At 57.4% G+C, this 13,776-nt stretch carries 13 protein-coding genes; 5 read left to right on the forward strand and 8 right to left on the reverse strand.

Annotated elements, in window-relative coordinates; translation table 11 throughout:
- The 3 genes from CKW18_RS28790 to CKW18_RS28800 form a co-directional block, all read left to right on the forward strand.
- A partial coding sequence (locus CKW18_RS28790) for an RHS repeat domain-containing protein (RefSeq protein WP_177435554.1) occupies window positions 1-974 on the forward strand: 974 nt, incomplete at its 5' end.
- Entirely contained in the window at window positions 971-1,342 is a 372-nt protein-coding gene (locus CKW18_RS28795) for a hypothetical protein (protein ID WP_095191874.1), read from the forward strand. The genes CKW18_RS28790 and CKW18_RS28795, both read left to right, overlap by 4 nt.
- On the forward strand, window positions 1,335-1,880 hold the full coding sequence (locus tag CKW18_RS28800; RefSeq protein ID WP_095191875.1) for a hypothetical protein: 546 nt from the start codon (window positions 1,335-1,337) through the stop codon (window positions 1,878-1,880). Before CKW18_RS28795 ends, CKW18_RS28800 begins: the two co-directional genes overlap by 8 nt.
- Before the next feature lie 68 nt (window positions 1,881-1,948).
- Here the strand turns inward: CKW18_RS28800 and CKW18_RS28805 are convergent, their stop codons facing one another.
- The gene (locus CKW18_RS28805) at window positions 1,949-3,724 is read right to left on the reverse strand and encodes a bifunctional diguanylate cyclase/phosphodiesterase (RefSeq protein ID WP_095191876.1); all 1,776 of its coding nucleotides are present in this window, start codon (window positions 3,722-3,724) and stop codon (window positions 1,949-1,951) included.
- Between the two features lie 134 nt (window positions 3,725-3,858).
- Entirely contained in the window at window positions 3,859-5,943 is a 2,085-nt protein-coding gene (locus tag CKW18_RS28810) for a carboxy terminal-processing peptidase (protein WP_170947344.1), read from the reverse strand.
- Between the two features lie 138 nt (window positions 5,944-6,081).
- On the opposite strand from CKW18_RS28810, the gene CKW18_RS28815 reads away from it, so the two are divergent.
- Window positions 6,082-7,044 (forward strand): zinc-binding dehydrogenase, encoded by a 963-nt coding sequence (locus CKW18_RS28815; protein WP_095191878.1) that lies wholly within the window; start codon window positions 6,082-6,084, stop codon window positions 7,042-7,044.
- Between the two features lie 116 nt (window positions 7,045-7,160).
- On the opposite strand, the gene CKW18_RS28820 is transcribed toward CKW18_RS28815, so the two are convergent.
- The 6 genes from CKW18_RS28820 to CKW18_RS28850 all read right to left on the reverse strand — a co-directional run bounded on the left by CKW18_RS28820 (window position 7,161) and on the right by CKW18_RS28850 (window position 12,521).
- The gene (locus CKW18_RS28820) at window positions 7,161-7,814 is read right to left on the reverse strand and encodes an HAD family phosphatase (protein ID WP_095191879.1); all 654 of its coding nucleotides are present in this window, start codon (window positions 7,812-7,814) and stop codon (window positions 7,161-7,163) included.
- A gap of 34 nt (window positions 7,815-7,848) precedes the next feature.
- Window positions 7,849-8,838 (reverse strand): ABC transporter ATP-binding protein, encoded by a 990-nt coding sequence (locus tag CKW18_RS28825; protein WP_095191880.1) that lies wholly within the window; start codon window positions 8,836-8,838, stop codon window positions 7,849-7,851.
- On the reverse strand, window positions 8,835-9,635 hold the full coding sequence (locus CKW18_RS28830) for an ABC transporter permease (RefSeq protein WP_095191881.1): 801 nt from the start codon (window positions 9,633-9,635) through the stop codon (window positions 8,835-8,837). The genes CKW18_RS28825 and CKW18_RS28830 overlap by 4 nt, the downstream gene beginning before the upstream one ends.
- On the reverse strand, window positions 9,622-10,458 hold the full coding sequence (locus tag CKW18_RS28835) for an ABC transporter permease subunit (protein WP_167394906.1): 837 nt from the start codon (window positions 10,456-10,458) through the stop codon (window positions 9,622-9,624). The genes CKW18_RS28830 and CKW18_RS28835 overlap by 14 nt, the downstream gene beginning before the upstream one ends.
- Window positions 10,459-10,463: 5 nt before the next feature.
- On the reverse strand, window positions 10,464-11,270 hold the full coding sequence (locus CKW18_RS28840) for an alkaline phosphatase family protein (RefSeq protein WP_095191883.1): 807 nt from the start codon (window positions 11,268-11,270) through the stop codon (window positions 10,464-10,466).
- Between the two features lie 183 nt (window positions 11,271-11,453).
- Window positions 11,454-12,521, reverse strand: coding sequence for an ABC transporter substrate-binding protein (locus tag CKW18_RS28850; RefSeq protein WP_095191884.1), 1,068 nt, complete (start codon window positions 12,519-12,521; stop codon window positions 11,454-11,456).
- A gap of 351 nt (window positions 12,522-12,872) precedes the next feature.
- Between CKW18_RS28850 and CKW18_RS28855 the strand changes: the two genes are divergently transcribed.
- The gene (locus CKW18_RS28855) at window positions 12,873-13,586 is read left to right on the forward strand and encodes a UTRA domain-containing protein (protein ID WP_095191885.1); all 714 of its coding nucleotides are present in this window, start codon (window positions 12,873-12,875) and stop codon (window positions 13,584-13,586) included.
- The last annotated feature ends 190 nt before the right edge of the window (window positions 13,587-13,776 follow it).

The following is a 13,776-nucleotide window of genomic DNA, read 5'->3' on the forward strand; positions in this document are numbered from 1 at the left end:
GCAGCCAAAGCCAGTACCGCAGCTACGTTTACGAACCCGGCACCTTCCGCCCGCTGGCGCTACTCGACGGCAAAGGCCCGAAAAAAGCCTGCCCGTTCTACTACCAGCTCGACCACCTCGGCACCCCACAGGAACTCACCGACTACAGCGGCGAAATCGTCTGGTCGGCGCAATACGACGCCTACGGCAAAGTCGCCGCCATCACCCTCGCCGGCGAGGATTACCTGGACCAGCCGCTGCGCTTTCAGGGGCAGTACTTCGATGGGGAAAGTGGGCTGCATTACAACCGGCACCGGTATTACGACCCGCGGCTGGGACGGTACTTGACGCCGGACCCGATCAAGTTGGCGGGTGGGTTGAATCAGTACCAATACGTGCCGAATCCGACGGGGTGGGTGGATCCGTTGGGGTTGAGTTCCAATTGTCCGCCGCCGAATAAGCCGGGTTGTACGGTGCCGGGTGATGTGAGTGGCGCTAAGGTTGATGAGGGTGAGCCAGCGCTGCCGAAGATGACGGCGCAGGAGCGGAGGGCGAGGATTGATGAGTTGGCAGAGGAGAATGCTTATCGGCGTTTGGATGAAATGGAGAAAGCTACGCAAGGCGCACACTTCATGGAGAAACATGGCAAACAGACCACGTTGGCTTCTCAGCAGGAGCGTTCAATCACGGGAAGAAACCCAACAACTGGAGATATTGAGGTTTACACCAACGGGAGGCGGACGGGGCAGCCTAAAATACCCAGTGCGGCCACTCACTTTTTTAGCAATCGAGACCAATTGAACGCCATACATCGTGCTCAGCTTATTTTCAGGCGAAATGGGCAAATGGCGTCGAAGGAACCGATGAATATGGGCAAGATTGTTGGTGAAGGTTACAAAAGAGGTGGATTGGTTTACGGGCGGCAAACACACGCGGTAGTGATCCTTGATAGAGCAGGTATGCCGATAACCTCTTATACGGAGTTTCTGGAATGAAACGTAAGCCTGAATATTTTGTTTTGCGCGGTCTGCTTTTTCTATTTGATATAGAGAATACCCACGACGATGCTCGGGAAAAGATTATTGTTTCGAAGAATGTTAATGATAAAGATGAGCTTGCCGAGCTTTTTGATGTTCTTATGAGGCCTGAGTTTCTCTCTTATACAGTTGGAGAGCGTGAGTGGTGTGTCGCCACGTTAAAGCACTATTTGGAAGTCGGTGATAGTTTTGATGCGGTATTTACGAAGATTACAACCTACTTCGATGACGATGTAGAGGATCAGCGCAAGTTTATGATGGTTTTGCTTGAATGCTTAGAGAAATATCAGCTAGAAGTTTCAGAGAAGGGGATGCCTAATGATTGAGGTCATTCAAGGTAGATGGTCATTCGACGACTTTAAGCGGTGGACTCGCGGAGAATCAAATGCCGAGCTATTTGGTGATCTGTACAGTGAGGATCCCGATGCAGTGGATTTAAATATTTTGGGCGAATGCAGAGATGCTGGATTGCTAGAGTTGATCTTAAATCCAAATTGTAGGGAGCGGCTGTATTTTGCAAGTCTTTTGGTTCTTAGTCTTTGTAACGTTTTTAGGTCGGGTAGGTCTTTGCCGTTTCAGTTTTCAAGATTTCTCGGTATTGTTAGTCGTGAGATATATTTTGAGGATGTGATGCAAGAGGCAAAGCGAGTGTACGAAAAGTGTGAGGTCATTAACTCCATGAGTGCCTCTAATGATCCGGCTATACAGTCATTTTACAAACAGATGATGGATTTTAGACACGGTGAGGTGAGTCTTGTGAGTGACTTCTATCTTGATTGTACAGCGCGATTCGATTTGAAACTATTTGACGATCCTCGAGGTAGTTTTGAAAAAATCGTCAGTAGCGAAATAAAGGCTGTATGAACAAGCCTCTTCGTGGGCAAGCCGGCTCCTAGAGAAATTTGCGTTTATGGGGACTCAGCGTTGGCCGATTAACTGCGGTGCATGAAAATCAGGGCCGTGAGGCTATCCAGCAAATGCACGCTATACCCCGGAACATTCTTCGCATGATGCTTCGCCTGCGAAGCCATCTCTGCAAGTTGGCTGGCGTCGAGTTGCGCGCAGGCTTCAGGGTGCAGATGCACCACGCCGATGGACAGTGACAACAACGGAAACTCCTGCCGCACGCCTTGCCGATTCGGGGCAATGAAGCAGCCAGCCTCCAGATGCTCAGGCCGATAGAAACGGCGGCATTGGCTTTGGAAGTCGTCGAGCAGTTGGTTGAGGCGTTTGCGCCAGTCTTCCGGGCCGAGGACGAGGAGAAAGTCGTCGCCGCCAATGTGGCCGACGAAGTCGCGGGACGGGTCGACGCGTTCGTTGAGGCATTGCGCCAGGCACAGCAGGACTTCGTCGCCGCGGCCGTAGCCGTAGATGTCGTTGAAGGGTTTGAAGCTGTCGATGTCGACGTAGCAGATGATTGATTCGCGGCCCTGTTGCAGCAGGCGGGTCAGGCATTGCTGGATCGGCACGTTGCCGGGCAGCAGGGTCAGCGGGTTGGCGTAGCGGGCTTGCTGGATTTTCAGTTCGGTGATCAGTTTGAGCACGTCGATCACCCGGCCGAGGCCGAGGTAGCCGCCGTTGAGGGTGATGATGAAATCTTCTTCGATGCGCTGACGGGCGCGGCTGGTGATCAGGCGACTTACCTGTTGCAGCGACTGACTCATTTCCACGGCGAGGAAGTCGTCGTTCATCAATCGGCTGATGGGTTTGCGTGCAAACAGGTCAGTGGCGAAAGGCTTGAGCAAGGCATCCGACAGCGAGTGACGATGGACAATGCCGCACGGTTGTCCTTGTTCGTCGAGCACGGCCAGTGAGTTGAGATTGGCCTGGCGGCGAAAGGCTTCCAGCACGGTGGCGGTCGGTGTGTCGCGATGCACGGCGGGCTGGTCGTTGAGCAGGGCGCTGAGGTCGCAGCCTTCATCGTTCAGGGCTACGGTGCTGCTGTCGTGTTTGGGCATCAACGCTCGGGCATCACGGGGTGGCTGTTCTTGTGGACGCCCCAGCAAGTAACCCTGCACCAAATCCACGCCCATCTCGGTCAGCACAGCTAACTCTTCTGGGAGTTCGATGCCTTCGGCGATGACTTGCGCCCTGGAAGCTTTGGCAATTTGCAGGATCGAGCCGACGAACTCTCGCTTCAACGCATCCTGATGAATGCCGTCGATAAAGTGCCGATCGATCTTCACGTAATCCGGACGCAGTTCCGACCACAGGCGCAGGCTTGAATACCCGGCACCGAGGTCATCCAGTGCAATCGAAAAACCCATCGCCCGATAGTGATGCAGCGCAGTTTGCAGCAACTGGAAATCGTCGATTGGCGTCTGTTCAGTGAGCTCGATCACCACTTGGCTTGGCGGAATGCCGAAGTCTTGAAGTAATTGCAACGTCCGCCCAGGCTGATGCGCGGCTTCCAGCAAAGACTCCGGCGAGACGTTGAGAAACAGTTTGCCCGGCAGTTGCTGTTCATTGAAACGGCGGCAAGCGCTCTGACGGCAGGCGATCTCCAGTTCACTCAGACGTCCGGCTTGACGCGCCACCGCGAACAGCGCGATGGGCGAGTGAAGAGGGCTGTTGGAGGGGCCACGAGTCAGGGCTTCGTAACCGAGGATGCGTCGTTCGGAGAGGCAGATGATCGGTTGGAACAGGCTGTGCAAGCCGCTTTGAGTCAGGATCGAGCTCAAGGCACTCAGCTGTTCGGTCGTGGTCATGGCAATCTCTGGCGATAAAAAAAGGACTGGGAGCGCTCTCGATGAAGAGAGTGGCTCCCAGTCCTTTATTGCACGACAGAATGATGACTGTTTGATGACGATCCGGGGATCGCCAGCATTAAATTGCCATCGTCTTACTTCTTGGCCACCTGATTGCTCAGCTTCAGGTAATCGAGCAGCACGCGCCCGGTTTCGCTCAGGTAGGCATCGTCTTCCGGTTTGACCTTGTCCGGCTCGGCGGCCGCGAGGGCGTCTTCGTCCTCTTTCTTCAGCTCTTTGAGCGGCTCTTCGCCTTTCGCCTTGCGACGGATGTTTTCCATCACCAGTTGCTTGGCGTCGATATCGGCGTGCTGGGCACGGCGATCGGCTTCATTGAGGCTGACGGTTTTTTCTTCCATCAGTTTCTGCGCCAGCGCCAGCTTGTCACGGATGAACACGAACTCGGCATCCTTGGCGGTGCGTGTGTCATGTTCAGACTTGAGCTGTGCCAGGAACGGTTTGAACGGATCGGCTGCAGGTTTGATCGCCGCGCGGATGGTGTCCCACGGCATGGCTTCCGGCAGGGCACTCTCGCCGATTTCCTTGGTGTCGATCAGTGACGGGTAGTCGATGTCCGGCAGAACGCCTTGGTGCTGGGTGCTCTGACCGGAAACCCGGTAGAACTTGGCCAGGGTCAGTTTCAGTTCGCCGTGGTTCAGCGGCTGAATGGTCTGCACGGTGCCTTTGCCGAAGGTCTGGCCACCGATGATCAGTGCACGGTGGTAGTCCTGCATGGCTCCGGCGAAGATCTCCGAAGCCGAGGCGGACAGGCGGTTGACCAGCAGCGCCATTGGGCCTTTGTAGAACGCACCCGGGTTTTCATCTTCCAGCACGTCGACGCGGCCATCGGCGTTACGCACGAGTACGGTCGGGCCTTTGTCGATGAACAGGCTGGTCAGCTCGGTAGCTTCCTGCAGAGAACCGCCGCCGTTATTGCGCAGGTCGATGACCACGCCGTCGACTTTGTCTTTCTGCAACTCGGTCAGCAGTTTCTTGACGTCGCGAGTGGTGCTCTTGTAGTCCGGATCACCGGCACGGAACGCCTTGAAGTCGAGGTAGAAGGCCGGGATCTCGATGACGCCGAGTTTGTAGTCCTTGCCGTCCTGTTTCAGGTTCAGCACGGACTTCTTCACGGCCTGGTCTTCGAGCTTCACCGCTTCACGGGTGATCGGCACGATCTTGGTGGTCTGGTCGTTTGGTGCATTGCTGGCCGGAATCACTTCCAGGCGCACCACGGTGCCTTTGGGGCCACGGATCAGCTTGACCACTTCGTCCAGACGCCAGCCGACCACGTCGACCATCTCTTTGTTGCCTTGGGCAACACCGATGATCTTGTCGGCAGGGGCGACCTGTTTGGTCTTGTCGGCAGGGCCGGCAGGCACCAGACGCACGACTTTCACCTGATCGTTGTCGCTCTGCAACACGGCGCCGATGCCCTCCAGGGACAGGCTCATGTTGATGTCGAAGTTTTCCGCGTTATCCGGCGACAGATAGTTGGTGTGCGGATCATAAGACATGGCGAAGGTGTTGATGTACGCCTGGAAGATGTCTTCCGGACGGGTCTGATCCAGACGCGACAACTGGTTCTTGTAGCGCTTGGTCAGGGTTTCCTGGATCTGCTTGGGCTCTTTGCCGGCGATCTTCATCCGCAGCACTTCGTCCTTGACGCGTTTGCGCCACAGGTCGTCGAGTTCGGCGGTGGATTTGAGCCAAGGGGCGTCCTTGCGATCGATCAGCAAGGTTTCCTTGGTGGTGAAGTCCATCTTGTCGACGCCTTTGTTCAGCTCGGCAAGGGCGAAGTCCAGACGCGCCTTGACGCGATCCAGATAGCGCTTGTAGATGGTGAACCCGGCGTTGAGGTCGCCGCTTTTCAGGAAGTCGTCGAACTGGGTCTTCCACTTGTCGAATTCGCTGATGTCGCTGGCCATGAAGTAGCTGCGCGACGGATCCAGCAGCTTGAGGTAGCTGTCATAGATGATCACCGAGCGCGCATCGTCGAGCGGCGGCTTGCTGTAGTGGTGACGCTTGAGCAACTCGACGACATTCAGGCTGGCGATGACTTCATCGCGATCAGGCTGCAACTTGTCCCAGCTGTTGGCTGCGAATGTAGTGCCCGACACCGGCAACAGGCCGATGCCGATGAATAGAGCGAGGGCGGTGCTGGGGAGCAAATGCTTCATGCTGATTCGACGCGGGGACAATTGATAACGCATATTAGGCCGTCTTTGAAGTCGCCGGTTCTACGAGAGCCGGTCGCATAATGCAAAAAGCCCGGCGCTACAGCTTCGGGCTCAGTCCAGACTCACTATGGAGGCACTGTGAAGGCATTGCAAGGCGTGGAAGGTCAAGTGGCATGGGTTGAAGAGCCGAGTCCTACGTGTGATGTAGGACAAGTTCGCATTCGGGTGGCGGCAGCCGGCCTCAATCGCGCCGATTTATTACAGAAAGCCGGTCTCTATCCGCCACCTCCCGGTGCGAGCCAAGTACTCGGTCTTGAGTGTTCCGGGGTGATCAGCGAGGTGGGCGCGGGCAGTTCGTGGCAGGTCGGCGATCGGGTTTGCGCCTTGCTGGCCGGGGGCGGCATGGCTGAAGAGGTGGTGGTCGACGGGCGGCACGTGCTGCCGGTTCCCGAAGGCGTATCGCTGATCGAGGCGGCAGCATTGCCTGAGGTTTACGCAACAGTCTGGCTGAATGTGTTTCAGCTTGCGGCGCTCAAACCGGGTGAGAAAGTTCTCTTGCACGCCGGCGCAAGTGGGATTGGTTCAGCCGCTATTCAGCTGTGCAAGGCGTTTGGCAACCCATGTTGGGTCAGTGTCGGCTCGGCCGAGCGATTGGCTTACTGTGAGGCGCTGGGAGCGCAGGGCGGGGTCGTTCGCACGGATGATCTGGAGAGTCTGCGCGACTTCGGGCCGTTCGACGTGATCCTTGATCCGGTCGGCGGCAACTATGCGGCGCTGAACCTCAAGCTGACGGCGCTGGACGGGCGCTGGGTGCTGATCGGGCTGATGGGCGGTCGCGAGGCGAAACTGGATCTGGCGCAGGTGTTGGCCAAGCGCGTGCAGTTGCTCGGCTCGACACTGCGCAGTCGTGACGATCAGTTCAAGGCGGATCTGTTCAGCGACTTGAGCCAGCATGTCTGGCCGCTGTTTGCCGAAGGGCGGTTGAGTCCGCAGTTGGCCAAGGCTTTTGCGGTGAAAGACGCCGAGGCGGCGTTTGCCGAGCTGGCGAGCAATACGGTTTCGGGGAAACTGGTGTTGGTGATTGACGACAGCCTGAGCTGAAACATCATTCTCCTGTGGGAGCGGGCTTGCTCGCGAAAGGGTCTGATCAGTCAGCATTACTGTTGAGTGAAAGACCGCATTCGCGAGCAAGCCCGCTCCCACATTTGGATCTTTATTTACTTCCAGTTGTGGATTGGCCAGTTAGCCTTTTGAGCGTGCTCAAGCAGAACCGGATCCGGATTGACCACATGCGGGAAATCCACCTTCAGCAACAATGGCAGGTCATTGCGTGAGTCGGAGTAAAAACTCGCACCTTCCAGATTCTCTTCTTCTGCATCCAGCCATTCCAGCAATCGGGTGATCTTGCCTTCGCGGTAGGTCAGGGTGCCAACGGTGTGGCCACTGTAAACACCATGGGCGACTTCCAGTTCGATCCCCAGCACCTCGTCAATGCCCAAACGGTCGGCAATCGGTTTGACCAGGTGCGTGCCCGACGCCGAGATCACCAGAATCCGGTCACCGGCCTTGCGGTGAGCGGCGATGGTTTTGGTCGCGTCGCTGAAGATGATCGGTTCGATGAAGTCTTCCACCCACGGGCCGACCAGATGCTCGACTTCTTCCGGCGTGCGGCCGATCAGCGGTTCGAGGCTGAAGTCCATGTAGTCTTCCATGCGCAATTTGCCATGGCTGTAGGCGTCCATCAGTTCGTTGTTCTTGCGCATGAACGACTTGGGATCGACCCAGCCCAAACGGCCCATCTGCTCACTCCAGAGGGTGGCGCAGTCGCCGTGGATCAGGGTTTCGTCCAGATCAAAAATTGCCAGGGCCATCAGTGCAGTTCTCTCTTCAACGTCAGCAAAGTCATCAGGCTACCTCACACAGGGCCGTCGGATCGATGGAAAGTGCCAGGCGCTGACCGTCGGGATGCAGATCGGCGGCCGAGCGGTTGAGCACATCCACCACCAGTTCCACGCCGCGCGCTTCGACACGATAACGGATGACGTTGCCGAGCAGGCTGTGGCTGCGGATCTGAGCGTCGAGTTCGCCGTTGAGGCTCAATTCGATGGCTTCCGGGCGAATGGCGATGCGGTGGTTGATCGGGCGCTGCAACAGCTTCGACGCGTTGTCGGCGTCGAGCAGGTTGTAGTTGCCGATGAAGCCGGCGGCGAACACGTCGACCGGCGCGGTGTACAGGGTTTCGGCGTCGCCGCTTTGTACGATTTTTCCCTGATTCATCAGGAAAATCCGGTCAGACATGGTCAGCGCTTCTTCCTGATCGTGGGTGACGAAAATCGTGGTCAGGCCGAGTTCGCGCTGGATCTGACGGATCTGTTCACGCAGGTGTTTGCGGATTCGTGCATCCAGTGCCGACAGCGGCTCATCCAGCAGCAACAGACGCGGACGAGTGACCAGTGAGCGGGCGAGGGCGACGCGTTGGCATTGGCCGCCGGAAAGCTGATGCGGATAGCGGCTGGCGAAATCGTTCAGTTCAACCAGTTTCAACACTTCGTTGACGCGTTTATGGCTGTCGTCGGCGTTGACCTTTTGCATGCGCAAACCGAAGGCGACGTTCTGTTCCACGGTCATGTTCGGGAACAGCGCGTAGCTCTGGAACACCATGCCGATCCCGCGTTTCTGTGGGCTCAAGGGCACGATATCGACACCGTCGAGCAGGATCTTGCCGCCATCCACTGGGGTCAGGCCGGCAATGCAACGCAGCAGAGTGGATTTGCCGCAACCGGACGGGCCGAGCAGGGTGACGAATTCACCCTTGTTGATTTCGCAGTTGATGTCGCTGAACACCGTGGTGCCTGCGTAGTTTTTTTGCAGGTGTTGGACGCTGACATAGCTCATTCGCTTTTGTCCTTGTTCAAGATGTTGGCGATCCAGGTCAGGACCAGCACGAAAAAGAAGTACGAGATGACCAGCGCACTGGTGAAGTGGCCGCTGCTGTTGCGCATGTTGTTCAGATAAACCTGCAGGGTTTCGTAGCGGGTGCCGACGAGGATGTTGGCGAACACGAACTCACCGAACAGGAACGAGAACGACAGCAGCAACGCCACCATCAGGCCTTTGCGCAGGTTCGGCAGCACCACCAGGAATGCGGCCTGAAAGGTGCTGGCGCCGAGCAGTTGCGCGGCGTCCATCAGGTCGCGGAGGTTGATCGCTTGCAAGTTGTTGGTGATCGCCCGGTACATGAACGGCAGCGCCACGGTGAAGTAGCAACCGATCAGAATCCACGGTGTGCCGACCATCGCCATCGGGCCCGAACCGTAGAGCTGCAACAGGCCGACCGACGACACCACCGGCGGCACCGCGAACGGCAGCAGGATCAGGATGTTCATCAGCGCGTCGAGTTTCGGAAAGTGGTAATGCACCACAAACAGCAGTGGCAGGATCAGCACCACCGACAGCACCAGCGCGCCGACACACACCAGCAATGACTGGCCAAAAGCGTGGAGAAAACGCGGGTCGCCCCACAACTGCAGGTACCACTTGAAGGTGAAGCCGCTGGGCAGAATGGTCGCCGACCAACTGCTGGCGATCGAGTAGATCAGCGTGCCCACCAGCGGTGCCAGGAGGATGGCGAACAACAGGTAGACCACGACGCGGTGGTAGACGGCGGCCGGGCCGGTTTCAGCGCGAGACATGGTAGCTCCTCTTCAACAGCAGTTGATGCACGACGGTGACGATGGTCATCAGCGCCACCAGCACCACGGCCAGCGCACTGGCCAGATTCGGGTCGAGGGAAATATCACCGGACACCATCGCTGCAATGCGGATGGGCAGCACGTTGAAGTTTCCGGTGGTCAGCGCGTATACCGTGGCGTAGGCGCCGAGGGCGTTGGCCAGCAGGATCACAAACGTACCGAGCAGCGCCGGGGTCAAGACCGGCAGACCGATGTGCCGCCAGAACTGCCAGCCGTTGGCGCCGAGCAGTGCGGCGGACTCGCGCCAGTCTTCACGCAGGGCGTCGAAGGCCGGGTAGAGCAGTAGCACGCCGAGGGGAATCTGGAAGTAGGTGTAGAGGATGATCAAGCCGGTTTTCGAGTACAGGTTGAAGTCCTCGATGATCCCGGCCTGCTTCAACATGATGGTGATGCTGCCGTTGAAGCCGAGCAGGATGATGAACGCAAAGGCCAGAGGCACGCCGGCAAAGTTGCTGGTCATGTTGGCGAAGGCGTTCACAAAGTTGCGCAGTTTCGAGTCGACCCGGCGCAGGGAATACGCACCGAGCACGGCGATGATGATGCCGAACACGCTCGACCAGAAACTGATCTCCAGGCTGTACTGGATTGCCTGCAAATAGAATTTCGAGCTGAAGATCTTGCTGAAGTTGGCGAAGCCCCAACCGAACTCTTCCGATTGCAGGCTGTTGATCATCACCCAGATCAGCGGGGCGATTTCGAACACGATAAAGAACAGTGCGAAGGGCACCAGGCACAGGGCTGCCAGCCATTTGCCGCGAGTCATGGCATTCACTTGAGCAACTCCCGGCACACAGGTTTGTCGTGGGGCACGCCGAGCAGTTCGCAGACCGTGCCGCAGATTTCGGTCTGCTTCGGCGCCGCGTCGGCATTGAGGCTGAAGGCGTCGCCGAGGACGAACAGTGGCACCTGACGTTCTTCGGGAAGCAGGCCGTTGTGCGAGCGGTCGTTGTTCATGCCGTGGTCGGCAGTCACCAGCACCTGATAGCCGGCGTCGAGCCAGGCCTGCAAATAGTCGGCGAGGATGATGTCGGCGAACCGTGCGCTGTTGCGGTATTGCGCGGTGTCGAGGCCGTGCTTGTGGCCAGCGTCGTCGATGTTCATCGGGTGGATCAGCAGGAAGTCCGGTGCATGGCGCAGGCGCAGGTGTTCCGCGTCGGCGAACAGGTGCGAATCGGGGTAGTGATCTTGCCAGTAGAAATGGCCGTGCTGGATCGGCAGTGTCGGATCGTCGGTGTGACGGTCTCGGGCGGCCACGAACGGCGAACGGTTATACAACTCGCTGACCCAGTGATAAGCCGCTGCTGCGGTTTTCAAACCGGCATCGCGCGCGTAGTGATAAATGCTGCGCTGGTTGGACAGGCGCGAAACGTTGTTGTGGACGATGCCGCTGTCGATCGGCGGCACGCCGGTGAGGATGCATTCGTAAAGCGGTCGGGACAGGGCCGGCAACTCGCACTCCAGTTTGTAGAGTGCGGCGCGTCCTGCGCCAACGTAAGCCTGCAGATGCCCCATGGCGTGACGCGCGACTTCGTAATTGAGGCCGTCGAGCACGACAAGGATGACGTTGTGCTTCATAGGGGCAAAAACTCCGCGAAATTCAAATATTCCGAAATCAACTCAATCCCCCCCGTGGGAGCGGGCTTGCTCGCGAATGCGGTGGATCATTCAACAATGATGTCGATTGACACGACGCCTTCGCGAGCAAGCCCGCTCCCACAGTTGGATCTTCAACAAATCACACAGAGGCGATCTACAGCGTTACTTCATCTCGACGATGACTTCTTCGTTCCACTTCTGCGGCAGGGCCTTGGAGGTTTTTTCCCACGCATCGGCGTCCTTGATCGGCGTGACCTTTTTGTACTGCTCGTTCGGCAGCAGCTTGGCTTTCACGTCTTCTGGCAGTTGCAGATGCTCGGCGCGGATCGGGCGGGCGTTGCCGCGCGCGAGGTTGGTCTGGCCGGCATCACTGAAGATGTACTCGCGAGTGAGCTTGGCGGCGTTCGGGTTTTTCGCGTATTTGTTGATGATGGTGGTGTAGCCGGAAATCACCGAACCGTCGGACGGGATCAGCACCACGTAGTCATCCGGGTTGGCCATCTTGGCCTTGTAGCTCAGGCCGTTGAAGTCCCAGACCACGCCGACTTCGATCTCGCCTTTTTCCATGGTGGCGATGGTCGGGTTGGCCATCGACAGGCGACCTTGCTTGGCGATGTCTGCAAACAGCAGGAGGGCGGGCTGGATGTTTTTCTCGTCGCCACCGTTGGCCAGTGCCGCAGCGAGAACGCCGTTGGCAGCTTGCGCAGCAGTGCTCACGTCACCGATGGAAACCTTGTATTTACCGCCCTTGAGGTCAGCCCATTTGGTCGGTACTTCGGAGCCGTGCAGCAGCTTCTTGTTGACGATGAAAGCGATGGTGCCGGTGTAGGCCAGCGCCCAGTTGCCGTCCTTGTCTTTAGCCCAGTCCGGGACCTGATCCCAAGTGCTTGGCTTGTAAGGTTGCACCACGCCTTGCTTGACCGCGATCGGGCCGAAGGCGGCACCGACGTCACCGATGTCGGCGCTGGCGTTGTCTTTTTCGGCGGCGAACTTGGCGATTTCCTGGGCCGAGCTCATGTCGGTGTCGATGTGTTTCAGGCCGTAATTCTTGGCAAGCTCTGCCCAGGTGCCTTTCCAGTTGGCCCAGTCATCGGGCATGCCGACACTGTTGACGGCGCCTTCCGCTTTCGCAGCGGCTTCGAGGGTTTTCAGATCGGTGCCTGCCGCCATGGCGGCGGTGCACATTGCAATGGTCGAGCCTAACAGTGTTGCCAGGAAAAGCTGTTTCATTCCGAAGCTCCTTGGTCGTGTTCAACGCTGCGATTGCGGTTTGTGTTGGTCTAGGTCAGCAATACCTGAGCCAATTTAAGGGGGCTGGATGACATTTTGATGTCGGTGACTCTGCATCAGGCCTTTTATTTACCCGGTTTCATGGGCTGCGGGGTAAGCGTAGACCATGCTCAAAGCCCCGGTGGGCAAGGGACTTGGCCGATGTATTGCAAGTCGTAATTGGGACCGTTCGGCAGGTTTGTCATCTCTTGGTCATCTGCACTGCCTAGGCTTGCAACGCACGGAAATGGTTTTTCAGTCGTGCGGTTTTGCCCTGAAACAGTGCTGGTCTAGTCCAGATAGGTAACGTTGATGCGCGATGAGGCAACAAAAGCGGTGACAGCGATTGGCCAGGTGTTGCAGGAGCAACTTGACCACGGGCTATTGGCGCCCGGCAGTAAGTTGCCGGCCGAGCGCAAGCTCAGTGAGTTGTTTGGCACGACGCGGATTACGGTGCGTGAGGCGTTGTTGCAACTGGAGGCGCAGGGCCAGATTTATCGCGAGGAGCGGCGGGGCTGGTTCGTGTCGCCGCCGCGTCTGGCTTATAACCTGATGCAGCGCAGTCACTTTCACGCGATGGTCAGTGCGCAGGGGCGGGTGCCTTCGACCGAGGTGATTTCGGCGCGGTTGCAACCGGCGTCGGCGGCGGTGTGTGCGTGGTTGCAGTTGCCGGCCTTGTCGAGCGTGATTCAGATTTGTCGGTCGCGGCGGATTGATGGGCGGTTGGTGCTTTATGTTGAGCATTATTTGAATCCGCAGTTTTTTCCGGGGATTCTGGGGTTTGATTTGAATCAGTCGATTACCGAGTTGTATGCGCGGCATTACGATTTGCACTATGGGCGGGTGCGGTTTGAGATCGTGCCTACGTCATTGTCTGTAGATGCTGCGGCGGCTTTGAGAGTGTCGGTGGGGAGTCCGGGTTTGCGGATTGCTCGGGTCAATTATGATCAGCATGAGCGGTTGATTGATTGCGATCTGGAGTTTTGGCGGCATGATGCGATTCACGTAGGGGTTGATGTTGTTTGAGCGCTTTGGGTTTGGGTGAATATCTGTTGCTTCGGGTGGTGCTGATTAGGGTTCCGCCCTTACGGCCATCCCTTTCAAGGTCTTAGGTAAAATCCCCTGATACTTCAGCCAGGAGGACCCGAACGATGTGGGCCGATGTTCTAGCGCGTTTCGAGAAAAAAGCACCTGCCAGTGTCATGGCCAAATTGGC

It is taken from the genome of Pseudomonas sp. Irchel 3E19, from assembly GCF_900187585.1.
GTDB lineage: Bacteria > Pseudomonadota > Gammaproteobacteria > Pseudomonadales > Pseudomonadaceae > Aquipseudomonas > Aquipseudomonas baetica.